Below are 23,508 nucleotides of genomic sequence, written 5' to 3' on the forward strand. Positions count from 1 at the left end.
ATGGCCGAGCGAATTTATCTTCATTCATTCAGAAAAGAAGTTGATAGCACCTATGTTGGATTCACACCCAACGGAGGTTCAATTAAGCCAGTCCATGTTGCAAGCGGAGCTCAAAGATGTATTTATGGCGGCTTCAATACAACCATGAATATTAAGCGTCTTGCGTTGGTATCTGACGCTAAAGGAATTGTCCCTGTTGGTAGTGAACTCGAGGCCATTTATTCCATGCTTTCTGAAAATGAGATCATTGAGGATGGAATTAGCGAAGGCTCCATTGAGTCCATGAGAAATGTAATGCAGAGACTGCTCTCTGCGGATAAGGGAGTTTATGTCGTCAAGGGCCTAAAGGATGACATGATTTCCTTTACGGCAGGCTCTAAGTATTTTTTGACAAGGACATCAATCTATGAGGATACGGGGGAGTTTATAGGTGGCCTGATCCGTTCCTATTGTCCGAAGTTGGCAGACTATATAAAGGCTCTGCTTGATAAAGCCGACGACTCAATTTCTCTTTTATTTGAGCCTGTTTTTGAAGATTCTATGCAAATGTTTGAAAAAAGCAGGCACGAGGATTTGCCTGCTTTTCATAGCATGAATAAATCCGTCCTCTGGTATGTGGACGGGCTAAAGGAAAGTGGACAATGCTTAATGGATAACCTAAAAAATCATCCAAATCCACTTACACAATTAAGATTGTTCAATTTCTATTGTATTTTTCAGCTAATTCGGTATATGGCCATGCTTGAGGCATTCTATTGTGGAGAGCGCATCAGGCCAATATTGCTGGACTTCTCCGGAATGGCGCCAGGCCAGAGTAGCATTGCACGGGCATCAGAGATGGCCTATACTCAGATGCACAAATCCATCAACCGCTTTTATGCATGGGGATATGCTCAAAAGCTAAAGGAAAAGGATTATAGCAAAGCCGATCTGATAGCTTCCAATACGCCTATCTATCACGAAAAGGAAGGTGTGAAAGAAGCATCTGCCGAACTTGATACTCTCTGGTCAATGGCAAAAGAGCGGGCGAGTGCGTGTAAGAGCGATGATGATGCAAGACTTGTGTTTGGTGAAACCATGTATGATATGCTTGCTCTTGAGGCCTCCTCTCACCCGGTCAACTGCTTGAAGATTCTTGGTACATCTGCAGGTGTGTTGTATCCACCTGATAAAATGCATCCCAATAAACGTTTTGTTTTATCGCAGGACATATTGGAAATGATACTTCGCAGCACAGTTAGCCCGAAGGAAATTCTTAGCGGAAACGAAATAAGAAATTATCTGTGGGAGCGCTTTGGTATCATTGTTGGGGGTAGTTCCTTCGAACTTGATCATCTTCAAAATAGCGGCATACTTCTGCAGATTGATGAGGATTCACTCGAACATAACTTTACTTCCTTTGCGGCACGGTTAGAAGCCATGGACTTTGCCGAGGTTATGGCTGACGGTATTTTGCAGATTCGGTTAGGGGGTACGGAGTAATGGTTGATAAGCAAGAACTTGTCATAGGCCTATTATCGCAGAAGCTTACTGAGACGAAGGTTGGTATTCTTATCAAAGGTATTAGTGGAATCAGGCCTGAAACAATCGCCACGGAACTTGCAAGTAAAAGAAATGCCCATATTTATATAGCAGCCGTGGGATATGGCGTTGCGGATGAGGTAAATGAAGCTACATTTACCTTGACTCCCCATGTCGAGAAGGCTGTCCTTTGGAGAAGTTTTCCTGAGTATTCTGGAAATATCATCGTGTTTGTTAAGACAGATACAGACAAACTTCACTCATTAGCTGAATTTGAGAATTTATCCTTAAGAGATGTTTCCAAATACCTGCTTGAACTTCAGATTGTCAATGAAAGTAATGCCCCCACGCAAAATTTTTGGAGGGCGTTACAGCAAACCTCTGATTATTATTCCTTTGATGCAATTCTGGAATTTGTTCAGGCCGTACGGTCAGCAGATAATGCAGCAGAAGCGATTCCAAATAACATGTGGAGATTGAACCTACTGTGTGATGCAAACATCCTTAGTACAAAGCATAAACCAGACGAAAGATTAACGCGAAATCGTGAGCTTATTTTTGCGATCGGGCAGTTAAGCGAGGATTCTCGAAAAAAGCTGAGCCGTTCTTTATCCAGGACAAAGGGAATAGACAGAGAGCGGTTGCAGTCCGCATATAACACATTGCAAAACCTGTATAAATACGGAAAACGAGAAACGCTACAAAAGTTGGATCTTTCTACAATACAGGAACTTTTTTCTGCCTCTAAGGCTAACGAAACCAAGAAAAAGAAGAGCCCACCAAAGAACGCAAATGAAAACGAGGATGATACTGCTGATGTAACAACTGAGGCCGCACCTATTCGTTCAAAGGAACTGGGGCAACTAATCTCTGGGGCAATTGTAAATGGCGACGACGAGGATATAGCAGCAATTAAGGAACTACTCACAGAATTGAAAAAGCACTTCGACTCGGAAACTGAGGAAAACAATGATAGTATTCCTACGATCGGCGGTGTATTTGATGATAGGGCAATTGTTCTTGAAAGTCATCAATCAGACTTGCGAAAGCTCGTTGGCACAGTTTGCAATGGAACCTCCTGGGGTGGGCTTATAGAAACCGAGGAAACTGTTCTCAAGGATGCAATCTCAGCTGATATTAAGAACTATCTTCCCTTCAATCCAGAGAACGCTGATTCCATGGTTTCGTTTCACGGCGGTATTGACGGGAGTCAATCTCTGTTTGACTTCATTACCCAATTTGATGTCAAATTTAAGACCAAGGGTATCGAAACGGTAGAACTCTTTATTCCGATAATCGAAGAATTGTTATCTTATCGTAGCAAGTTACTTGAAAACCTTGATATGATTATGTATTATCCGGTTTTGAGTTTTGGCGTTGACGAAATGGCACGTCAAACACTAATCGGATATATTGAGGCATGGGCAAAGCTATATCATGCTTTCCGTGTCAATGAGCCTACCATGCGGGACATGAGTCCGAGCAGCACAAGCTTTATAGCAAAAGCCTTGTTATTGCTTGATGTATTGTATGTAAAAACGCCAAAAGAATGGAAAGCAATTCTATTGCCTTTGCACCCAATCTATCTATGGAGGTATTATGAGATTTTTAAGACCCTACCCTCGAAAAAATCTCAATTGAGTGAGGATGATGCATCTGCGCTAACCACAGTCTTAAATCAACTGCCCCAAATTTTGAGTTTTGTTATAGCCAATAGCATCGTCACGGAGACATCGGATGACAAGGTCTTGCCATGTTCTGGCAACATCGAAATGCTGCCAACCTTTGAAAATAAAACCAATCGGTATCTTGGCGATGACGGTACACAGTCAATCGGAGAAATTCTTACACGATGGATTGGGTTTGCGCCTTACACAAAGAATGAAATTCGAATTTGCTCCGTGGATGCACCAAATCTTATTGCAAATATCCGTGCTATTAAATCCTTCATGGACAAAAATGGGTGCGAAAGAGTTGTATACGATGTTTACCTAACTCGGAAGCAAAATGGAAACACAGAACTTTCTAAGCTCGATTATTCCGGCAAGGATTATGAAATTGGAGAGTTCATACGTAAGAATAAGATCGCAATAAGCATTCAAAATGTTGAATCTGCTAATGAGGTTAAAGTCGCACTTGCTGAGAAGCCGGTTCATGTTGCTTTCTACTTTGACCAATCTGCATATGCCATTGAATTTGGTCCGAATAATAAAAATTTGTATATTAATCCTCTTGTTGTAACCTATGACTATGACTTCGATGAGATTCAGCACAGAGGAAGCATTTTCCCGTCATCAGAGATGGACTCTGGCCTAATTGGCGATTATCATAAATTAATGAAATCAGCAGATGTAATCAGCAACAATATGAATCCTCGAACAACATATAATGGTAGCGCGGATATGACAGCGGTCGTATCAACCGTTCAGGAGAGACTGGTACAATGGCTTGTTGCTGCTGATAGAGATACTAACAACTATGACCCTACTGGAGCCATCCCAATAGGCGAAATGCAATATGACCGTCGAATGGTTAATGTTTGGGCTTCCTGTGATTCGAGAATCATTACCCAATACTTAACAATGCTAAGGGCATATAACCTATATCCGAAGTCCGAAACTCTCATCAACATACTTAAGAGCTTTGGACATATTGCATCAAATGGATTGATTAGTATCCCTAAGTTTGGTGCTGATGCTCAGGCTATCGACAACAAAAAGAAGGGCTTAATTGGCACCCTTTTTGCGGCAGCATGGTATACCAGAAATAATCAAGATTCTCTTGTCGCATCATTAGATGACGATAAAGCCCGTCTGTGGCTACAGGATAGTCGTTTTGGTAATGAAAGAGCAGACCTCGTTGGCCTTAAATATATCGAGAGCACAAATACGCTTTTGATCCAGCCGATAGAGGTGAAGACTAGGGATGATTCTCCGGATGCAAGCATAACAAAGGGTGATGATGGCCGTCAACTGATTACGGGTCATGCTGCTGGACAAATAGCGGCTATTGTTGGGATGCTAAGGGAAATATTTGCCGTTGAGGAAAATTGTACAGATATGTTTATATCTGCACGAAGAGAGGTTCTTAAGTATCAGATCGTATCTGAGTGTTTTAGAAATATGCATGATTCAAAATGGCAGAAAAAATGGTGCGTAATACTGAAGAAGGCCTTTGGAAATGGCAGTAGTGGTAATATTAATATCCAAATATCAGGTTTGCTGATGCACATTAAATTGGGTGAAGTGACTGGAGGCAAGGTTATTCAGTGCGTGAACCCTGAGTTTGATGACTGCCCAATTGAATACAGATTACTGAGTGCAAAAGAGATACAGCAAGAGATTCTCGGCGATGGTACTGTGCTTAAGGAAACATGGATTCCCGATTTTGACGAGGATGGCGGTTCTCCTATTGACGGCGAAGAGGCTATTATTGATACGGATTCGCCAATTGATACCGAGATTGCCTCATCACCATCAAATGGCGACAATTCAAGTGGGGCAGAAACTTCTACCAAACCGGTGATAGATGGCTCCTCTGATTCAAGCCTGCTCACTGCCGATAAGCAGCAGCCAAGAGGAGTACCAGCAGAAGAAATCGGTCAGTTAGTTAAAGACTTCAAACGTTCTTGTGGCGATTACCATGTAAACCTGCGAGAGTGTGACGCCAAAGATGCCGTTGTTGGTCCAAGTGTAATAAGGCTCAAATTCAAGTTAGGCCGTGGGCAGGCTCTTCAGGGCTTGTCTGGCCATCTTGAAGATATAGGCCGTGAAATGAAAAGAACTGGTGTGATTATTCAACAGGTTCCTAATTCTGATGATCTTCTTCTTGATGTTCCGAGACTCCAGCGAGAAAAGGTTTTATTTAAAGATGTCATTCCAGCAATCCCAGCAGTTACTTCACCTGAACAACTCTACTTTCCACTTGGACGAACTCCGAATGGACGAGACCTTATTGAGGATTTAAGCCAAATGCCCCACATGCTTGTCGGCGGAAGTACAGGCTCCGGTAAGTCAGTATTCCTGTTTACGATGCTGGCATCTATGCTCATGACACATCCCAAGAAGAATGATATGCAATTGATACTGTCATCTTCAAAACTTGAGGACTTTATACATTTTGAGGGACTCCCCCATTTATACTCAGGTAAAATTATTTCCGATGCTGCAGAAGCAACCAAGGTGATAAAGGAAGTGATTTTTGAAGAGTCAGAGCGACGCGGCCGTTTGCTGGCTCAGGAAAGAGTTGCAAACATCGTTGAGTACAATAAAAAAGCAACAGAACAGCTTGCGCCAATCGTTGTAGTAATAGATGAGTTTGCTGACTTGGCTGACCAGTTGGAAACAACAAAGGAAAAGAATGCATTTTATAAGCCGGTTCAACGTATTGCACAGGCTGGAAGAAGTCGTGGTATACATCTGGTCATTTGTACGCAGAGGCCGGAGGCGAAACTTGTACCGTCAACCACAAAAGCTCAGTTAAATGGTCGTGTGGCATTGCGCGTGAACGATGGCATCTCCTCCAGGATGATTATCGAGGAGCCAGATGCACAGTATCTTCAGAAGCATGGTGATATGATATATCGGAACGGCGATGTTGTTGAACGTGCGCAGGGTTATTTGATTGAAATTGAGGAATTGGATAAGATAGTTGATGGTATTATCCACGGTAGGATTTAAGTAAAGGTAGTGAATACGCTTGTGACCAAAGAGAAAGAATCGGATTTTGTATACGGAACTTTCCAAACTGAAATTAAAAATCGTTTTTTATGCAGTGTGCAGATAGACGGTACCGAAATTATATGCTATATTCCGTCCTCATGCCGCCTGAGCAATTTTATTGATTTGACAGGTCAAACAGTCTGGCTGAAACCCATCACAACGCCCAATGCAAGAACACCGTATGCTGTTTATGCAGTGAAATGTAGGCAAGGCTATATTCTTTTGAATCTGGGGCAGGCAAATAAGGTTATTGAATCTCAATTACACCGCCGCTATTTTTCTTTTCTGGGAAAGCGCAAGTATATTTCCCATGAATACAAAATTGGGCAGTATAAGGCAGACCTCTTCATTCATGATACTAATACGCTAATAGAGATAAAAAGCACCTTAGCTTTTAGCCGAAGCGCATGCTTTCCAACAATATATTCAGAAAGAGCCTTGAAACAGCTCAAGGAAATATCCCAACTGCTCGATGAAGGCTATAAGGCTTGCTACATATTGGTTTCATTAAATCCGACGGTTAAGGAAATCTCTATTAATAAACAGATTGGAGACTTCTATCAGGCGTTTTTAGATTGTGTAAATAAGGGCATGACCTACTGCGCGCTCTCCGTCCGATTAGTAGATCAGAAACCGGAAATATACTCCAGGATAAAGTTCACAATAAAATAAGTGCGGTATTCCGCATCGCCATCAGTTGGGGAAATGTATTAACAAGACGCAGAGCAACCAATAACAAACCATTGCTATTCACTTTTTTCAATAGCTACCTTCTAAAACCTGTGGTTATGTGTCTGCTATAAGTAGGCGAGGCATAGGACACGGTGGGAACGCATTGAGGATGTGCCGGCACCCCCCTATCGGTTCAAATCAGTAAGGATCTAAAGAAAATGGGATTTAAGTTTGTCGGCTCAACCATTCTATATGCGTTTATGCAAGCTACCGGCATGGTGAATGACCATCTTTCCGATTGCGCTGTTTATCAGGAGATGGAAAACAAAACGCCAAAGAGAAAATAGAACAGCAGTCGGGGCATCGGTTAGAAACGGATATGGGCTGGGCAGTTGTTAACTGCCCAGCCCATACGCTTATGCTTTCTTACTTTTTCTCGTTCACCGCAATCCAGATTTCGCAAGTGTAATCCGGGTTGGACACCTCGGCAGAGGGGTAGACCTCCAGCTCCACGCCATTGCCGTATTCGTAGTTGCTCTGGGGAAAGAACTCGGTGACAATGCGCTGATAGGTGGTCTTGAATGCCTCGGGCATCGGACCTTTGCACTGGAATACCGCATAGGTGTATGCGGGGATTTCCATAATCTCCAGCGCTTCTCCATGAAGGGGCGCACCATTGTACTCCGCACCGATGCCGTAGGGAAAGCCGGAGTCCGCCAGTTCCTTTGAGAAGCAGATGCCCAGCACGCCGCCCAGATTGTCAAAGCGACCATACTTGCAAATGTTCTCGATGGTGCCGTCCTTGGTGCACTCGTTCCAGAATGCCGAAATTTCCTCTGTGGCGGTGTCGCCTTGGGGCTTGGTGACCTGCTGTTTCTTGCAAATGATTTGGAATGCGTCTTTCTTTTCAATCCTGTAATCCATGGTACTGCCTCCCGATAAAATCAATTTTACGGACAGCCTGAAAAAAGATTTGATCGTTCCGCCGCGGCGCGCCTCGGTCGGGGTAATGCCGTGAAATCGCTGGAAAGCGCGGGAGAAGCTCTCGGGGGTATCGTAACCGTACTTGAGCGCGATATCTATGATCTTATCGCCGGTGCTGAGTAAATCTTCAGCAGCCAGAGTCAAGCGGCGCATGCGGATATAATCGCCAAGAGAAAATCCGCAGAGCATACTGAACATTCGCTGAAAGTGAAAAGCTGACGAATAGGCCTGCTTCGCCACCGCCTCATAGTCGATTTTCTCGGTCAAATGCGCCTCTGTGTAATCAAGGGAACGCTGTATTCCCGTAATCCAATCCATTTTCAAACCTCCTTCCGTATGTGATGATTATACCAGTCCGGTGACCAGCGTTCTTGATTTTCCGTGCGACGTGATGACAGGATATGTATCCACCGCTTACATAGGCTTTAAGTTGTGATTGAGCCGGTCCACCATCCACGCCAGCCGTTTTTCCCGTCCAGCTTCTGTTTTCGCATCCAGATAGGCCCGCGTATAGGTTTTCTTCACTGACGGCGGCATGGCTTGAAAATGGGTGTAAGCGGTCTCATATGCCCGCAGCAGCTCGGCTACGGCGTCGATCTGCTCGTCTGTTACAGCCGGTGTCTTGGCGGCATTCCACTGGCCGTTTCGCTTGGCTTCGGCTATTTTCTCTCTGCCATGGTCGGTCATGATACCCTGCTGCTCCAGCTTTTCGGCCAGCGCCTTGTTTTTCTCCGACCACTTGCTGTTCTCCCGCCGCTGGGAGAAATATTTTCTATAAGTCGTATCATCAAGGCTCTGCATCTGTCCGTCAATCCAGCCGAAGCAAAGGGCCTCCTCAAGGGCGTCGTTAGCCGTAATCGTTTTGGGGCCGCCTGCCTTGCCAAAGAGCAGCCACACGCCGCCACTGGTGAGACAATGTTCTGTCAGCCATGTCCGAAATTCCGCCCGGTTAGAGAATTTCAATAGTTCGTTCATCAACAGCCCTCCAGTGCAATTTGCATTATTTTTTTGCCGAGAAGAATAGCACGGTTCCTTTTGTGTATGTCCTTATATCACGAAACCCCGCCGTCTCAAATATCCCGCGAAGTTCCCTCTCGCTGTAAACCTTGACATCGCCGGACTTGGAAAAAGGAAACACCACCGTGTTGGCGAGCCACCGTATTACAGGGGTAAAAAACGGTTCAGCCATGTAGATCATCCCGTTCTTCTTCAACACCCGCATACATTCACTCGCAAAGGCATGTGGGTCTTCAAAATGATGGAAGGCGCAGGATACCGTGATGACATCCATGCTTTCGTTTTCAAAGGGAAGGGGGACACACGCGCTTACCGTAAAGGTGCAGTCGGGATAACGCTCTCTGGCGGCCGCAATCATCTTTTCAGACAAATCCACGCCGAATCCATGAATGCTTGCTTTCTTAGAAAGCGTCCCCAAGAGCGTTCCGTTGCCGCAGGCCACATCCAGAACGCTGTCACCGTCACGGATGGAGACTTGCTTGATTAGCTCTGCTTTATGGGGTTTAGTATAATAGCCCTCAAGGGAGGTATCGTACCCCGCCGCCATCTGGTTATATGTCTTTTTAGAACGTTCGGTTCGTTTTCCCATGACAATCGCTCCTGTAAACTAAATTTCCCACTGGGAAAGAGACGTTTCTACTTACAACGTGAGCAGATAGATGTCATTTTCGGTGTCATAGACAAAGCCGCAGGAGCGAAGCACACCACAGGAGGCCTTGTTCTCCATCTCGGGCTGCACAACAATTCGCTTTGCGTCGCTGTGTGTTTTTACTTTCTCAATCAGCGTAAGCACAATTTTCTTTCCGAAGCCTTTGCCCACACAATCAGTCTCGCCAATCATATAATCGATGCTGTAGGAGCCACCCATAGCCGTATAGCCTGCCCACAGCTCATCGCTATCGGCACAGGCGTAATATTGGCAGAATCCGATTGGCCGGTTATCGTGTTCCACTATGTAATGGTGTATCCAATGGAATGTATCATCCTGCTGCTCAATCTCTGCAATCCAATCAAGCGGGTCATGATACCATTTTGCAACATGAGGTACGTACAGCCATTTTTTGAATAGCGCAAGGTCTCCCGCTGCCATTGGTCTGGTGGTAATCATCTATTGCACCTGCCTTTACGAAATATATGGTTGCGAAATTGGATGTTTATTTTGTGTTTTTATTATTTCATCATAACATTTCTACGGCTTTGCGGCAATGCCGCAATTTTTAATCCAGTTAGGGATAGATTAGGGCTTTGCACTTAGGGCGGCGGGATTTTCCCGCCGCCCTAAGATGTTTTTCATTCCAAACCAGGCGATACATCCTGATACTTCGTTTCATTAAGCGTAGGTATAAAACAAAGGCTTTTTATTATACCACATCTAAAAGTAAAAATATTTTGAATTTTTGGGGAAATCGGCATCGTTTGCCCATGTTTACTATGTAAGACCACAATAAAGTGGTTGAACTGCACCTTGACAAATTCATAGCCAGCTCCAGGAGTTATACGGGTTTGAGAGAAAGTGCGCCAAGATATCCACTTGGATGAGCGTGCCTCTCAATTAAACCATGCATAGCGTGTGGCCCGAGGAAACGAGTATACGTGGCGCAACGAAAGCGGCACAGGAAATGGCCCGGAAGCTGAGCGATTATTTAACCAGAAGGCTTAACAAATCGTTTTGATCGAAAGGGGGATTCGTATTAATTGCAAACGAAATGCCTATAAGCACCTGTTCCGGCAGTACCCGGATGTAATTGACGTACATACTCTTCAAAAGATGCTGAGTATCAGTCGTCATCACGCCTATACCCTTATCACTTCCGGGCAGATCAAAGGCCGGAAGGTCGGAAAATCATATAAAATTCCCAAGGTTTACGTGATTGATTTCCTACTGCAAAACAATGAAGCTGACACATTGGCACAAAAGGAAAACTCCTGATAAGCTGTAATTGTCGGCAGCAAAGAGCATCACCTTACCAAGGAGGCGTCACCATGATAACCGGCAGCATACAGCCGAAAAACGGCAAATACTACGCTGTTCTCAACCTGTACGATCACACGGGCAAGCGACGGCCCAAGTGGGTCAGCACAGGGTACACAGTGAAAGGAAACAAAAAGAAAGCGCAGGAGGTATTGAACGAGCTTATACGGCGGTACAGCGCGCAACTGCCTCCGTCAAAGCGCGGCCAGCCAGCCTGCACCAGAACGGTGGATATGACCCTGCTCGATTTTCTCCAGGAGTGGCTATCCACCCGGAAGCCTCACATCCAGCCAACTACTTATCATAATTACTCGAAAATGATTGAAGGGAGGGTCGCTGACTGTTTCGGCCCGCAAAAAACACTGCTGATAGAGCTTAATTATCATCAGTTGGACGACTTCTACAACTCCATTCGCAAAGACGGTTGCTGTGAAAATTCAGTGGTTAAGTATCATGCTATGCTCAAGATGGCACTTGACTATGCCATCCGAAAGGAGTACATCCAGATCAATGCGGCAGACCGTGCGGTAGAGAAGCCCTCCCGAAAAAACAGGTACAAGCCCAGCTATTACTCCAGGGACGAGTTGAACCGGATGCTCCAGACCGTGACCGATGATGTTCTGTATATTCCGATTCTTCTGGCTGCCTACTATGGATTGCGGCGTAGCGAGGTTCTGGGTGTTCGTTGGACCTCCATCGACTTCGAGAAAAAAACCATTGCCATTGAACACAAGGTCATTGATGGAAGCGCCGCAGGACAGGAGGGCTTGCTGCTGATGGATGAGATGAAAACCAAATCCAGCCGCCGGACACTTCCGCTGCTTCCGACACCAGAACGCATTCTGTTGGAGGCAAAGGCTCGCCAAGAGGAACACCGCAGAGTGTGCCGCAAGGGATACAATGCAAAGTATCTCGAGTATGTCTGCGTGGATAGTCTTGGGAATTTGCTAAGTCCCGCTTTTCTGAGTGCCCACTTTTCCTATCTGCTCAAGAAGCATGGCTTACCACACATCCGTTTCCATGATTTGCGCCATACCTGTGCCAGCCTGCTGGTAGCCGAGGGGGTGGATATGAAGCGCATCCAGCTTTGGCTAGGACATAGCAACTTTTCCACCACTGCCGATATTTACGCGCATCTGGACTTTGCCAGCAAGCGTGACACCGGAGCGGTGATAGGAAACCTGCTGGACAAGGTAAAACCAGAGGAAAAACAGTGCGATATGCCTTAACAGGAACGCCAGACATAAAAAATCAGTCATGGAAGTGTGTTCTTCCATGACTGACGTTGTGAGCCGTGTTAATTTCGGATATCGTCGCATTTATGGATAAGGATTTGAACTATAACAATAAACAGAAACCTTTTATCACGCAAACTCAACTATCACTATCTCGTTTCCGTCAATATCGCTTAAGCGAACCTCGTAAGTTCCCCAATCATATCGAATGGCTTCAGACAGTAAAAGCCCTTTTTTCTTCAAACATTCCATTATTAAATCAAGAGTTTTTGTTTGAAATACAAAGGATTGATGTCCAGTCGGCTGTACGTTACATTTTTTGCAATCCCATATACAAAGAGTAGGTGCGTTTTCTATAAAGCCAAGATAAACCCCATTTGAGTCGTCATCATCGGTTTTAATAAAAGGTATTTCTAATATTTGGCTATAAAACTCAATAAGTTCTTTTGCTTGCTCAGAAAAAATATTTGTACAGTAGTATCCTGTTATCATCTTCTCCCCACCCAACAATCATTTTTATTCCTATGACAAAATCTAAATAATGTGAATTTTTCTTGATTTTAGCACAGATAAGAGAAAAAGTCATGTATAAGTTCAAATCCTCATACATGACTTTTATTTGGCGGAGAGGAAGAGATTCGAACTCTTGCCCGGCGCAAACCGGCTACCGCATTTCGAGTGCGGACCCTTCGACCACTTGGGTACCTCTCCATATTCAATTTTACCCCGTTTTTCAGGGTGGCACAGGCGTTAGAAACATGTTAGAATAGAGCCGTGGATTCCTGAGTTCTGCGGCTCGGAAACCTTGGAAACACGGGCTTTTCCGGATTTCGGTCGTGGATTTGCTCTCGTCGGTTTCGAGCGGCTTACTATCATCGTATCGATGGCATCCCAAATTTCATTCCGCTTGAAAGTGCAGACACGTCCAAAAACTTCAAACGCAACCGACCAGTCTTGGGTTTTTCTGAATGATTATTATGACACACTTTTTGAAAAGTTGCAAGCCCCTGCCCCAGACAAAAAGCTTTTTTCCTCCAGCGGCAAAAAAACTTAAAATTGCCGTCTTTCTTCTTGACAGTAGTTGTATTTCATGCTATCATACCTAAGCTGACGTTTCCATGGCGGGCTCGCGCAGGTGTAGCACAATGGTCAGGGCACCAGCCTTCCAAGCTGGGGATGCGAGTTCGATTCTCGTCACCTGCTCCAAAACATGCGCCAGTAGCTCAGGTGGATAGAGCAACTGCCTTCTAAGCAGTAGGCCAGGGGTTCGAATCCCTTCTGGCGTACCAGTTCCCTATGGTTTCATCATCAGTAAGACCGCGCGGATTTATCAATATGTGGTGGGTGTAGTTCAATTGGTAGAGCACCGGATTGTGGTTCCGGCTGTCGCGGGTTCGAGTCCCGTCACCCACCCCAGAATGAGCGAAGGGGATCGGGCTTGCCCCGATTCTCTTCGTTTTCGCTTCCATCTTGGGGCGTAGCCAAGTGGTAAGGCAAGGGACTTTGACTCCCTCATCCGCTGGTTCGAGTCCAGCCGTCCCAGCCATTTTTTCGCATGATCCGGTAGCTCAGTCGGCAGAGCAACTGCCTTTTAAGCAGTGGGTCCGGGGTTCGAATCCCCGCCGGGTCACCACATCGCCGCGGACAGAATTCTGTTCGCGGCAATGTTTTTATCTCGTTAAAATTTTATTGCTTGTTTTCTGCACCCAACAATGGTCAAAGGTTTGCGGGCTCGCAGGCACGCAAACCCCAGGAATTATAAAAAACTCCCGGAAACCGCAGTGGTTTCCGGGGTTTTTTTAAGCGTGTTCCTGTTTTGTGCACGGTTTTGCTTCATGATATTGCTATGAAGAATTGGGCACACTCACTAAAGCGCGAAAAGCGCGCGGTCCGGTGTTCAGTATTGACAAATCCGATATAATCCGTAAACTAAGTATATAGGGTCAGCCGCTCGCCGTCTTTTGGCGAACGGCTTTTGACAAATGATTTCGCTTTTTTGCTTCCGTGAGGCGCGCCGCAGGCTGCACAGATGGGGTGCAGTGACACTTTTGGCGTCGCCCGTTTTCAGGCGCGGGCTGATTTTCGGCAGGCAGGGGCGGATTTATTTTAGGGCTTTCAGGAGTCCTTGAAATACATAGTAAGGAGGATATCATTGAAAGAAAATCTGAAAGCGAAAATTAAGGAATCCATGTCGTCTGTTCTGCCAATCACGGTGATTGTATTCCTGCTGGGAATCACAATTATTCCTGTTCCGGTGGGAACGATCACGCTGTTTCTTGCCGGAGCCGTGATGCTGATTGTGGGAATGGGATTTTTTGCGCTGGGCGCAGACGTGGCGATGATGCCCATAGGACAGGGCATCGGCAGCCACTTTGGAAAACCCGGAAGGCCTATCTCAGCCGCACTCGCGGTGGGCTTTATCATGGGCGTAATTATCACCGTGGCGGAACCGGACCTTCAGGTGCTGGCCCATCAGGTCCCCGCCATTCCTGACAGCGTTCTCATCTGGACAATTGCTCTGGGTGTGGGGCTTTTTCTGGCCATTGCGGTCCTGCGGACCGTTTTTCACCTGAATCTTGCCCACCTTCTGCTTATTTTCTATGCGATTATTTTTGTGCTGGCGTTTTATGTTTCGAAAGATTTTATCCCCATGGCTTTTGACAGCGGCGGCGTCACCACCGGACCAATCACCGTGCCGTTTATCATGGCCTTTGGCGCGGGCCTTGCCGCCATGCGGGAGGACGACTCTCAGGACAACAGCTTTGGACTTGTTGCCCTTTGCAGCATCGGGCCCATTCTCTCAGTGCTGGTTCTGGGGCTTTTATATAAGCCCTCCTCCGCGGATTACACCACCATCACCATTACGGATGTAATCACCACCAAGGATGTTGCGGCACAGTTCGTACACAGCCTCCCCATTTATGTGGAAGAGGTGGGCAAGGCCTTTGGTCCCATCCTGCTGTTTTTCCTGGCGTTTCAGGCTATTTCCCGCAGATACAACAAGCGCCAGATGGTAAAGATTCTGGTGGGCCTTCTCTATACGTTTATCGGCCTTGTTTTGTTCCTGACGGGAGCAAACGTGGGCTTTATGCCCGTGGGATATTATATCGGTTCAGAGATGGCAAAGGCCTCCTTTAACTGGGCGCTGATTCCTCTGGGCATGGTTATCGGCTATTTCATTGTGGCGGCGGAACCCGCCATTCACGTGCTGAACAAGCAGGTGGAGGAGGTCACGCAGGGCTCGATTTCCCAGAGCGCCATGCAGCTGAGCCTTTCCATCGGCGTGGCCATGTCTCTGGCGTTTGGCATGATCCGCGTGCTGACGGGTATCTCAATTATGTGGTTCTTGATTCCGGGCTACGTCATTTCAATTGTCCTGTCGTTTTTTGTGCCGAAGATTTTTACCGGCATAGCCTTTGACAGCGGCGGCGTGGCCAGCGGACCTATGACTGCCACATTTGTGCTTCCCTTTGCCATTGGAGCAGCGGAGGCCTTTGGCGGAAACATTATGACCGACGCGTTCGGTATCGTGGCAATGGTTGCCATGACTCCGCTGATCACGATTCAGGTTTTGGGCTTTGTGTATCAGATGCGGATGCGTTCGTCGGCGCTGCGCACGGAGGCCGACTCTGTGTTCTCTCAGGAGGATACGATTATAGAATACGAGCCCGGAGAATACGGAGAGGAGGGCGAGACAATTGAACACTGAGTACAACCGGATTATCAAGCTCATGGTCACCATCGTGGATCGAGGCAAGGGTGAAAAGGTCGCCGAAATCTGCCGTGGGCATCATTTGTATTACCATATTCTCTGCTTCGGTATGGGAACGGCAAATTCCGAGATGCTGGATTATCTGGGGCTTGGAAAAACGGAAAAGGACTTTGTGATTACCATGGGCCCAAGGGAACGGCTTCCCTCCGCGGTCAAGGAAATCGCACAGCAAATGCAGCTACACAAGCCGGGACGCGGAATTGTCTTTACGATTCCACTGTCTTCGATCAGCAGCCTGTTTTCTCAGATGCTGCTGCGGGAGGAGGATAAAGAATTGGATCAGAACACCGGAAAGCAGGAGAGCTGCGGCGGCTCGAAATACGAGCTGGTGGTCGCCATAGTAAACCGCGGCTACACCGATAAAATCATGAGCGCCGCCCGTTCCGTGGGGGCCATGGGCGGTACGATTATCGACGGGCGCGGCGTGGGCTACGAAGAGGCGGAAAAGCTTCTGGGCGTTTCCATCAAGGCAGAAAAGAGCATCGTGTGCATTCTTTGCAGCCGCAAGGAAAAGCACACCATTATGCAGGCCATCAACACCGAGGCCGGTATTAAATCCGAGGCGAGAGGAATTCTCCTCTCCATCCCTGTGGACGATATGCTGGGCCTGCACGTCGAGCACGAGGACCAAGCACAGTAACTTTCAAGCGCCCCGCCTTTTGGCGGGGCGCTTTTCTGTCCTGCGGGCAGGATAGTGCCCCTTTTCTTGCTTTTTTTTAAAAAAGCATTATAATGAAAAAGAATTTAAATCTGTGCGGAAAGGATTATCATACTATATATGAGAAAACATACAAAGCCCCTTCCCACCCGTGGCATGGACCTGCCGCTGACATTTTTGCTGGCGGTGCTGCTGACGGGGTTTTACACATTGCTTTGCCTGTGGATTCAGCCGAACAGCCTGCGCTCCGCCCTTTCTCTTTTTCTGGCAGAGCCACTACTCATCGTGCTCAATGCCCTGCCCATCGGGCTTTTGATTGTGGCCTTTGCCGTTTTGTTTGCAAACGTATTTTTTTCCGCCGCTCTGGTGGGGACCTTCTGCGGCATTCTCTCCATTGCCAACCGCATCAAAATTGAGGTCCGCAACGAGCCGCTGTTTCCCCGGGATCTGGGCCTTTTGAAGGAGGCAACCAGCGCCGCCGGGTCCTATGACATCCACTTTCCATGGCCCGCGATTGCCGCTGTGGTTATAAGCTGCGCATTGCTGGTGGCTCTGGGCGTTTTTTTTCGGGGCAGGCCGCTGTCTCCCGGAAGGCCCATCTGGACTCGTTTTTTATTGCGTCTTTCGGGTGCGGTGGCCACTATAAGCCTGCTGGTGTACCTGATTTTTACGGTGTATGCTTCTACTCCCCTTTACAACGCTTTTCCCGCCTCCAACCCCTATTACGTTCCCTCCGTGTTTAACGATCTGGGATTCCCCTACTGCTTCACCCACCATTTCACCACCTACACCGTGGATAAGCCGGAGGGCTTCAGCCGCACGGCCGCGGAGGCGTGGGATAGCGACAATCAGGCTCCCGGACAGGGCGCGCCGGTAAACGTCATCATGGTGATGAACGAGGCATTTTCCGACGTGACGGACCAGCCCATGTTTACCTACTCGGATGAGGAAAACCCCCTGAAAAATCTCCATGCCATTCGAGAGAGCGCCCACGCTATCTCCGGTCATGTGGTAGTCCCCGGCTTCGCAGGCGGCACGGCCAACACCGAGTTTGACGTGCTGACAGGCATGCAGACCAACGCCCTCTCTGCCACCACCACCTCCGCCTTCCGGGCGGTGAACCGCAAGCTGGACAGCCTGTACCGTGTCTTTGGCGCGGACGGCTACGCCACTTCCTTCATCCACCCCGGGGATGCGTGGTTCTATAACCGGGAAAATGTCTACGACTTTTTCGGTGCGGAAGAAATTGAGTTTGCGGAGGATATGCCGGAGATTCAGTACAAGGGCCGCTGGGTCACGGATGATTATACGGCAGGTTTGATCGAAGAAAAATTTGAAACTGCCATGTCTGCCGGGAAGCCCCTGTTTAATTACACCACCACCATCCAAAACCACATGTCCTACACCTCCGGCAAATACGGCCCTGGGCACGCCTTTCCACAGGTACAGACCACGGCTGACCTCTCTGCCGAGGCCCGGATGCTTCTTTCCGTCTATATCGAGGGTGCCCGGGACGCAGATGCCATGCTGGGCCGCCTGACGGAGTATTTTACCGCCAGTGAAGAACCGGTGGTGCTGGTCTTCTGGGGCGACCACCTGCCCTATCTGGGAGACAACCAGCTTGCCTATAAGGAGCTTGGCATGAATCTCACTCCGGAGGAGAACGGGTCGGCGGGCTTTTTAAAGTCCTATGAGACGCCCTATGTCATCTGGGCCAACGACGCGGCCGCGCAAGCTTTAGATTGGGACGCGACCGTCGCCGCTCTGGACCTTCCGACGGATGGGACCATCAGCGCCTCCTTTCTGGGCGCGACGGTGCTGGAGCTGACGGGTCATGCCGCAGAAACTCCCTGGTTCCGGTTTATGAGCGAGCTGCGCCGGGAATATCCCGTGATTCAGAAGGGGACCGCAGTTCTGCCTGACGGAAGCGTAACCACTCTGGACACGCTGGATCAAAACGGGCAGGAGCTGCTCTCCAAGTGGCGCTGCTGGAGCTATTACAAGCTCAAATACAAGGACATAAGCTGATGGGGCGGCAAATTCACGAAATCGCCCTGTGCGGTGTAACCGCGGCCCTTGGGACCGTGCTGCTGCTTCTGGGCGGAATCATTCCCGGCGCCACGTACTGCGCGCCGCTTCTGGGAATGCTGGCCCTGCTGCCGGTGCTTTCCGAGCGCGGGCCCCGGCCGGCGCTGAGCGTCTACGCCGTGACGGCGGTGCTGGCCCTGCTGCTGACGCCAAGCAAGGAGCCCTCTCTGGTCTATCTCCTTCTGGGATACTATCCGGTTTTGCGGCCCGTGCTGGACCGGCTGCGGCTCCGCCTTGTGCGGTTGCTGTGCAAGCTGGCGGTGTTCAACGCCGCCGTGGCTGTGTTGTATTTTCTGCTGCGGGCAGTGGGGCTGGATGTGCTGAATGAGGAGCTTGCGGGCTGCATAAAGCCCCTTTCTGCGGTGTTTTTGCTGGGCGCAAACCTGACGTTTCTCCTTTGGGACCGGGTACTGGGGCAAATGACACTGCTGTGGCAATACCGCCTGCGCAGGTTGTTTTTCAGGCATTGAATCGTCTGCTTTTCCCCATAGTACTTGAAGGACCTCCAAGCACCCTTTGGGCGCTTGGAGGTCCTTTCATATCCCGTATGGCGGGGCAGCTCCCCTTTTCAACAATTATCCCGTGTCAGTCTCCCTATTTTGCCGGTTCTTCTTTGTCAGCAGAAGTATCCTTTTCATGAAGATGACGGTACGCCCCTGCCGCCGCGGCAGGCCCTACCACGGTGGCAAGCTCTTCTTCCGTGGCGGCTCGAATGGCCTTGACAGTTCCGAAATGCTTTCTCAGGGTTTCCCGCCGCTTGGGACCCACGCCGGGAATCTCGTCCAGCGCGGAGCGCAGCGCATTTTTCCGGTGGCTCTCCCGGTTATAAGTGATGGCAAAGCGGTGCGTCTCCTCCTGAATCTGTCCAATAAGGGAAAACACCGCCTGATTTGCCTGAATGCCGATCTCCAGTCCCTCGGGCGTCACCAGCGCCCGGGTACGGTGGCGATCGTCCTTCACCATGCCGAAGATGGGGATATCCAGACCAAAGGTCCGGGTCACCTCCAGCGCGGTTTTGGCGTGTACCTCGCCGCCGTCAATCAAAAACACATCCGGGAGGGGCAGGAACTTTTCGTCCCCGTCGGCAGCCCGCTGAAGCCTGCGGCGCAGCACCTCCCGCATGGAGGCATAATCATCCGGATGTCCGGACACGTCCTTGATCTGGAATCGGCGGTAGGCACTTTTCAGCGGCCTGTCCCCGCCATAAACCACCATGGAGGCCACAATTTCGCTGGAGCTGGTGTTGGAGATGTCGTAGGACTCCATTCGCTGCGGCGGACGGGGCAGGCCTGTCATTTTCGTAAACAAGGCCAGCACCTGACTGCTGCGCTCTTCCCGGGTGGTGGCGCGCTCGGCCTCCTCGGCTGCATTTCGCCGGGCCATTTCCAAAAGGCCCGCCTTTTCCCCCCGTTGAGGAACATGGACCCAGACCTTACGGCCCGCCCGGCGGGACAGCGCTTCGGACAGCTCTTCACAGTTCCCAGCGTCCGCAGGGAGCAGAATTTCGTGGGGAAGCAGCGACCGGGGCAGGTAATACTGGGCGGCAAGGGCGGAGAGCATCTCCCCCTCGTCCTCGTCCACCGGGGCGGTAAACAGCTCCGTCTCCCGGCCCGCCAGGTTTCCATCCTCCATGTGGAGGATGGCGTAGCAGCACTTGGCTCCCTTGTAAATGCCCCATATATCCGTGTCGGCGCAAAGGCCCGCGATGACCGTCTGCTTTTTTGCCAGCGCGCCGATGGCATTGATCCGGTCCCGGAGGACGGCGGCCCGCTCGAAGCGGAGGGCTTCCGCTTCCGCTTCCATTTCCTCGGTCATCTCCCGCAAAAGCTGTTTGGACTTTCCCTCCAGCAGCGCCGCCGCCTGGGCCATGCGGCTTTGATAGTCCTTCTCCGACAAACCCGGGCGGCACCACCCGTCGCACCGGCCCATGTGATAGTTCAAACACGGCCGCCCCACGCCGATATCCTGTGGAAATTTTCGGCGGCAGGTGGGCAGCTTCAGCGCGGCACACACCGCGTCCAGCGCCTGGCGCGTCTCAAATCTGCCGCCGAAGGGGCCGAAATACCGCGCCGCGTCGGCTGCGTAGCGGTGGACCATGGAAAACCGGGGATACGTCTCCTTGGACAGCCGCACAAAGGGATAGCCCTTGTCGTCCTTCAGTAAAATGTTGTACTGCGGCATGTGCCGCTTGATGAGGGAGTTTTCCAGCACCAGTGCTTCCCACTCGCTGGAGACAAAGATGGTGTCAAACCGGTCCACCTCAGACACCATTTTGCGGGTCTTCGCCGTGTGGGACGCGCTGTCCTGAAAATATTGGCTGACGCGGTTTTTCAGTTTTTTCGCCTTGCCCACGTAAATAACCTTACCGGTTTTGTCCATCATCAGATAGACGCCGGGCTTCAGAGGCAGGTTCCCGGCCTTTTCTCTCAGCTCATCTTTTGTCATGTACTCCCTCCTCTCATTCCCGCATAAAAAAGAAAACCCCGCGTTACCGCGGGGTGAAAGAGGCGCGGCCGCCTCTTTTTCTCTTTTCTCTCCGGGGAGATTTTAAGCGCGGGTGAAAGAGTTATTCGCCAAAGTTGTTTTCGATCAGCTCCGCCAGAGCGGCGACGGCTTCCTTCTCGTCGCTTCCGTCGGCAATCAGCGTAATTTTGGTCCCCATGACGATGCCCAGGGACAGCACGCCCAGAAGGCTCTTTGCGTTTACCCGGCGGTCTTCCTTCTCCACCCAGATTCCGCTTTTGAACTCATTTGCCTTTTGGATAAAGAACGTCGCGGGCCGCGCGTGAAGACCCACCTCGTTGTTGACCGTGATCTCCTGTGTATACATATGCAGCACTCCTTTTCCCAATCGCCGTATTAAAACTCCGCATACCATGTCATTTTGTCCTTATATCATATCCGTTTTTTACAAAAACGTCAACAGGGTTTTATACAAACATTTCAAAAATAGAGGGGGTGAATTGACGCAGTTTTTGTCTCTTTACACAAACTTATCAGGATACTCCCCGGCTTCCCTTGTGCGCAATTTGCTTTTTCCAAAAAACGGCGGATTTTCATGGCTTTTTCTGTCCGCCGGACAGGGAAACCGGGGCCGCCGCTTTCGCGGTGACCCCGGCAGGCAAATGTAAAATCAATAGTTAAGAGCCTTGACCTGGAAATAGCTCCGGGGATGGTTGCACACGGGGCACACCTGGGGCGCGTTCTCCGCGATCTCCACGTGGCCGCAGTTGCGGCAGAACCACATGACCTTCTCGCCCTTTTTGAAAACCTCTCCGTTTTTCAGGTTGTCCAGCAGCTTCAGATAGCGCTCCTCGTGGGTCTTTTCGATTTTGGCCACGCCCTCAAACTGGGCGGCCAGCGCCAAAAATCCCTCTTCCTCGGCGGTGCGGGCCATCTCGGCATACATGTTCGTCCACTCGTAGTTCTCGCCCGCGGCGGCGGCCACCAGATTTTCATCGGTGGAGCCGATGCCGTCCAGCGCCTTGAACCACAGCTTGGCGTGCTCCTTCTCGTTCAGGGCTGTCTCCTCGAAGATGGCCGCGATCTGCTCAAAGCCCTCCTTGCGCGCTTTGCCCGCATAGTAGTCGTACTTGTTGCGGGCCTGGCTCTCCCCCGCAAACGCAGTCCACAGATTGGCTTCCGTCTTGCTTCCCTTCAGTTCCATGATAACATTCCCCTTTCAAACATTCTATCTCAGGCGGCGGCGCGCTCTGCGCCGACACCGTGGCTGACTTGGATTTTTACGTCTCTGCAAACATTCCGCCGGGCGAATGGGTGCGCCCGGGGCGCCTGCGGGCAAAGGTCATGCCGGATTTCTCCGGCGGCGATCAGCAATCATCTTTTTTACCAACTTTTGCACATTGGGGACAGGTCCCGTAAAACATGAGCGTGTGGCGTATGGCCCGAAAGCCCTTTTTGCACGCTGCTGCGTCCAGTCCGGGGTCGTAGGACCCGATCGCGTCGCTCACCCTCCCGCAGGTAAGGCAGGTAAAATGCGCGTGAGGCGTCGTGTCCCCGTCAAATCGGACGATGGGGCCGGGCAGCTCCTGCAGCCGTCCTTCCTCCGCCATCCGGTGAAGATTGCGATAAACGGTGCCCAGGCTCAGTCTGGGAATCTCCGGTTTCAGCCAGGCAAACACCATCTCTGCCGTGGGATGCTCCACGCTCTCCCGCACGACCGCGTAAATTTTCTCCCTTTGGAGCGAATATCGCTGCGGCTGCATGGGGCCTCCTTTCAAAATCTATTCAGTAATGATTTCTAGTTATATGATAATATGCGTCTTGGAAGAATGCAAGCGGTTTTTAAAAAATTGTTACTTTCTTCACCTTATTTTGCAAAAAACTGCCATGGTTGTTTCGCTGTGAACCTGCCATACTAACACAGGGTATCGCAATGTAAAAAAGTCCACACAAAGGAGGAAACGACTTGAAAAGGACATTTGCGCTTTTGCTCACTGCTCTGATGGCCATGAGTTTGACGGCCTGCGGCACTGACAAAAACAACACGCCCGCCAACAGCACTCCCAACCAATCCGTCACTGACAACAACGCCGGCTCCGGCGCGGGCTCCGCCTCCGGAACCGCCGTGGTAAAAAATAAAGACCAGCGGCGCATTGAAAACGGCGCCAGCGGCACCGCCGCCGGCGCTGCGGATGACAAGATGCTGGGCCTTGAAAACGACGGCGTAGGCGCGCCTGAATCCGCGGTTGTAAACAACGGAAACAGAACCGACAGCGGCGTGATTCGCAGCACCACCTACGGGCAGATGCTTCGCAACGCCCGCGTGCATGACCGGGACGGCTTTCTGCTGGACGGCGAAAACTCCGTAACCCCCGGCGCGGCGTTCCGCTAACACTCCCGGCGCA

Annotated in this window: 20 protein-coding genes and 6 tRNA genes; 16 read left to right on the top strand and 10 right to left on the bottom strand. The window is 49.7% G+C overall.

Annotation, left to right across the window (positions count from 1 at the left end; all coding sequences use genetic code 11):
* The 4 genes from ABVS15_RS07335 (at position 1) to ABVS15_RS07350 (ending at position 7,261) form a co-directional block, all read left to right on the top strand.
* The gene (locus ABVS15_RS07335) at positions 1-1,482 is read left to right on the top strand and encodes a hypothetical protein (protein WP_369283092.1); all 1,482 of its coding nucleotides are present in this window, start codon (positions 1-3) and stop codon (positions 1,480-1,482) included.
* Complete coding sequence (locus ABVS15_RS07340; RefSeq protein WP_369283093.1) at positions 1,482-6,200, top strand: FtsK/SpoIIIE domain-containing protein; 4,719 nt, start codon at positions 1,482-1,484, stop codon at positions 6,198-6,200. Before ABVS15_RS07335 ends, ABVS15_RS07340 begins: the two co-directional genes overlap by 1 nt.
* A gap of 21 nt (positions 6,201-6,221) precedes the next feature.
* A complete protein-coding gene (locus tag ABVS15_RS07345) occupies positions 6,222-6,914 on the top strand; it encodes a DNA/RNA nuclease SfsA (protein ID WP_369283094.1) in 693 nt (230 codons plus the stop codon).
* Positions 6,915-7,132: 218 nt separating this feature from the next.
* Positions 7,133-7,261 carry a DNA-3-methyladenine glycosylase I gene (locus ABVS15_RS07350; RefSeq protein WP_369283095.1) on the top strand — a complete coding sequence of 43 codons (129 nt, stop codon included), beginning with the start codon at positions 7,133-7,135 and terminating at the stop codon, positions 7,259-7,261.
* Between the two features lie 79 nt (positions 7,262-7,340).
* Here the strand turns inward: ABVS15_RS07350 and ABVS15_RS07355 are convergent, their stop codons facing one another.
* From ABVS15_RS07355 to ABVS15_RS07370, 4 genes are all read right to left on the bottom strand, one after another.
* Positions 7,341-8,216, bottom strand: coding sequence for an effector binding domain-containing protein (locus ABVS15_RS07355; RefSeq protein ID WP_369283096.1), 876 nt, complete (start codon positions 8,214-8,216; stop codon positions 7,341-7,343).
* 96 nt (positions 8,217-8,312) lie between these two features.
* Positions 8,313-8,873 carry a YdeI family protein gene (locus ABVS15_RS07360; protein ID WP_369283097.1) on the bottom strand — a complete coding sequence of 187 codons (561 nt, stop codon included), beginning with the start codon at positions 8,871-8,873 and terminating at the stop codon, positions 8,313-8,315.
* 25 nt (positions 8,874-8,898) lie between these two features.
* Positions 8,899-9,504 (bottom strand): class I SAM-dependent methyltransferase, encoded by a 606-nt coding sequence (locus ABVS15_RS07365; RefSeq protein WP_369283098.1) that lies wholly within the window; start codon positions 9,502-9,504, stop codon positions 8,899-8,901.
* A gap of 51 nt (positions 9,505-9,555) precedes the next feature.
* On the bottom strand, positions 9,556-10,023 hold the full coding sequence (locus ABVS15_RS07370; protein WP_369283099.1) for a GNAT family N-acetyltransferase: 468 nt from the start codon (positions 10,021-10,023) through the stop codon (positions 9,556-9,558).
* Between the two features lie 660 nt (positions 10,024-10,683).
* On the opposite strand from ABVS15_RS07370, the gene ABVS15_RS07375 reads away from it, so the two are divergent.
* Both ABVS15_RS07375 and ABVS15_RS07380 read left to right on the top strand, forming a co-directional pair.
* Positions 10,684-10,845, top strand: a complete 162-nt coding sequence (locus ABVS15_RS07375) for a helix-turn-helix domain-containing protein (protein ID WP_369283265.1) — start codon at positions 10,684-10,686, stop codon at positions 10,843-10,845.
* 53 nt (positions 10,846-10,898) lie between these two features.
* Positions 10,899-12,116 (top strand): tyrosine-type recombinase/integrase, encoded by a 1,218-nt coding sequence (locus ABVS15_RS07380; protein ID WP_369283100.1) that lies wholly within the window; start codon positions 10,899-10,901, stop codon positions 12,114-12,116.
* Positions 12,117-12,251: 135 nt separating this feature from the next.
* Here the strand turns inward: ABVS15_RS07380 and ABVS15_RS07385 are convergent, their stop codons facing one another.
* A complete protein-coding gene (locus ABVS15_RS07385) occupies positions 12,252-12,614 on the bottom strand; it encodes a VOC family protein (RefSeq protein WP_369283101.1) in 363 nt (120 codons plus the stop codon).
* Positions 12,615-12,742: 128 nt separating this feature from the next.
* Positions 12,743-12,833: transfer RNA gene (locus ABVS15_RS07390), tRNA-Ser, on the bottom strand.
* A 420-nt stretch (positions 12,834-13,253) separates the two neighbouring features.
* Here ABVS15_RS07390 and ABVS15_RS07395 point away from each other — a divergent pair.
* The 9 genes from ABVS15_RS07395 (at position 13,254) to ABVS15_RS07435 (ending at position 19,110) form a co-directional block, all read left to right on the top strand.
* Positions 13,254-13,328 (top strand) — tRNA-Gly (locus ABVS15_RS07395).
* A 6-nt stretch (positions 13,329-13,334) separates the two neighbouring features.
* Positions 13,335-13,411, top strand: a tRNA-Arg gene (locus tag ABVS15_RS07400).
* Between the two features lie 51 nt (positions 13,412-13,462).
* Positions 13,463-13,538, top strand: a tRNA-His gene (locus ABVS15_RS07405).
* A 55-nt stretch (positions 13,539-13,593) separates the two neighbouring features.
* Positions 13,594-13,668: transfer RNA gene (locus ABVS15_RS07410), tRNA-Gln, on the top strand.
* 11 nt (positions 13,669-13,679) lie between these two features.
* Positions 13,680-13,755, top strand: a tRNA-Lys gene (locus ABVS15_RS07415).
* Between the two features lie 519 nt (positions 13,756-14,274).
* A complete protein-coding gene (locus ABVS15_RS07420) occupies positions 14,275-15,831 on the top strand; it encodes a DUF1538 domain-containing protein (RefSeq protein WP_369283102.1) in 1,557 nt (518 codons plus the stop codon).
* Positions 15,821-16,534 carry a transcriptional regulator gene (locus ABVS15_RS07425; RefSeq protein WP_369283103.1) on the top strand — a complete coding sequence of 238 codons (714 nt, stop codon included), beginning with the start codon at positions 15,821-15,823 and terminating at the stop codon, positions 16,532-16,534. The genes ABVS15_RS07420 and ABVS15_RS07425 overlap by 11 nt, the downstream gene beginning before the upstream one ends.
* 138 nt (positions 16,535-16,672) lie before the next feature.
* Positions 16,673-18,580: an LTA synthase family protein gene (locus tag ABVS15_RS07430; RefSeq protein WP_369283104.1), complete on the top strand. Its 1,908-nt coding sequence runs from the start codon at positions 16,673-16,675 to the stop codon at positions 18,578-18,580.
* The gene (locus ABVS15_RS07435; RefSeq protein WP_369283105.1) at positions 18,580-19,110 is read left to right on the top strand and encodes a hypothetical protein; all 531 of its coding nucleotides are present in this window, start codon (positions 18,580-18,582) and stop codon (positions 19,108-19,110) included. The genes ABVS15_RS07430 and ABVS15_RS07435 overlap by 1 nt, the downstream gene beginning before the upstream one ends.
* A gap of 124 nt (positions 19,111-19,234) precedes the next feature.
* Here the strand turns inward: ABVS15_RS07435 and uvrC are convergent, their stop codons facing one another.
* The 4 genes from uvrC to ABVS15_RS07455 form a co-directional block, all read right to left on the bottom strand.
* Positions 19,235-21,085: an excinuclease ABC subunit UvrC gene (gene uvrC, locus ABVS15_RS07440; RefSeq protein WP_369283106.1), complete on the bottom strand. Its 1,851-nt coding sequence runs from the start codon at positions 21,083-21,085 to the stop codon at positions 19,235-19,237.
* Between the two features lie 121 nt (positions 21,086-21,206).
* Positions 21,207-21,470: an HPr family phosphocarrier protein gene (locus ABVS15_RS07445; protein ID WP_293009669.1), complete on the bottom strand. Its 264-nt coding sequence runs from the start codon at positions 21,468-21,470 to the stop codon at positions 21,207-21,209.
* A 303-nt stretch (positions 21,471-21,773) separates the two neighbouring features.
* Positions 21,774-22,307, bottom strand: coding sequence for a rubrerythrin (gene rbr, locus ABVS15_RS07450; RefSeq protein WP_369283107.1), 534 nt, complete (start codon positions 22,305-22,307; stop codon positions 21,774-21,776).
* A 163-nt stretch (positions 22,308-22,470) separates the two neighbouring features.
* Positions 22,471-22,866 (bottom strand): Fur family transcriptional regulator, encoded by a 396-nt coding sequence (locus ABVS15_RS07455; protein WP_369283108.1) that lies wholly within the window; start codon positions 22,864-22,866, stop codon positions 22,471-22,473.
* Positions 22,867-23,069: 203 nt separating this feature from the next.
* Here ABVS15_RS07455 and ABVS15_RS07460 point away from each other — a divergent pair, with 203 nt between their 5' ends.
* A complete protein-coding gene (locus tag ABVS15_RS07460) occupies positions 23,070-23,495 on the top strand; it encodes a hypothetical protein (protein WP_369283109.1) in 426 nt (141 codons plus the stop codon).
* Positions 23,496-23,508: the final 13 nt, after the last annotated feature.

Origin of the sequence: Oscillibacter sp. GMB15532 (assembly GCF_041020825.1) — a bacterium.
Classification (GTDB): domain Bacteria; phylum Bacillota; class Clostridia; order Oscillospirales; family Oscillospiraceae; genus Oscillibacter.

Excerpts from the sequence above, each read along its gene's own strand:
- ABVS15_RS07340 (WP_369283093.1), top strand. The coding sequence starts at position 1,482 with ATGGTTGATAAGCAAGAACTTGTCATAGGCCTATTATCGCAGAAGCTT.
- ABVS15_RS07375 (WP_369283265.1), top strand. The coding sequence starts at position 10,684 with ATGCTGAGTATCAGTCGTCATCACGCCTATACCCTTATCACTTCCGGG.
- ABVS15_RS07380 (WP_369283100.1), top strand. The coding sequence starts at position 10,899 with ATGATAACCGGCAGCATACAGCCGAAAAACGGCAAATACTACGCTGTT.
- ABVS15_RS07355 (WP_369283096.1), bottom strand. The coding sequence starts at position 8,216 with ATGGATTGGATTACGGGAATACAGCGTTCCCTTGATTACACAGAGGCG.
- ABVS15_RS07430 (WP_369283104.1), top strand. The coding sequence starts at position 16,673 with ATGAGAAAACATACAAAGCCCCTTCCCACCCGTGGCATGGACCTGCCG.
- ABVS15_RS07350 (WP_369283095.1), top strand. The coding sequence starts at position 7,133 with ATGGGATTTAAGTTTGTCGGCTCAACCATTCTATATGCGTTTATGCAA.
- ABVS15_RS07370 (WP_369283099.1), bottom strand. The coding sequence starts at position 10,023 with ATGATTACCACCAGACCAATGGCAGCGGGAGACCTTGCGCTATTCAAA.
- ABVS15_RS07335 (WP_369283092.1), top strand. The coding sequence starts at position 1 with ATGGCCGAGCGAATTTATCTTCATTCATTCAGAAAAGAAGTTGATAGC.
- ABVS15_RS07360 (WP_369283097.1), bottom strand. The coding sequence starts at position 8,873 with ATGAACGAACTATTGAAATTCTCTAACCGGGCGGAATTTCGGACATGG.
- ABVS15_RS07365 (WP_369283098.1), bottom strand. The coding sequence starts at position 9,504 with ATGGGAAAACGAACCGAACGTTCTAAAAAGACATATAACCAGATGGCG.
- ABVS15_RS07445 (WP_293009669.1), bottom strand. The coding sequence starts at position 21,470 with ATGTATACACAGGAGATCACGGTCAACAACGAGGTGGGTCTTCACGCG.
- ABVS15_RS07455 (WP_369283108.1), bottom strand. The coding sequence starts at position 22,866 with ATGCAGCCGCAGCGATATTCGCTCCAAAGGGAGAAAATTTACGCGGTC.
- ABVS15_RS07435 (WP_369283105.1), top strand. The coding sequence starts at position 18,580 with ATGGGGCGGCAAATTCACGAAATCGCCCTGTGCGGTGTAACCGCGGCC.
- ABVS15_RS07385 (WP_369283101.1), bottom strand. The coding sequence starts at position 12,614 with ATGATAACAGGATACTACTGTACAAATATTTTTTCTGAGCAAGCAAAA.
- rbr (WP_369283107.1), bottom strand. The coding sequence starts at position 22,307 with ATGGAACTGAAGGGAAGCAAGACGGAAGCCAATCTGTGGACTGCGTTT.
- uvrC (WP_369283106.1), bottom strand. The coding sequence starts at position 21,085 with ATGACAAAAGATGAGCTGAGAGAAAAGGCCGGGAACCTGCCTCTGAAG.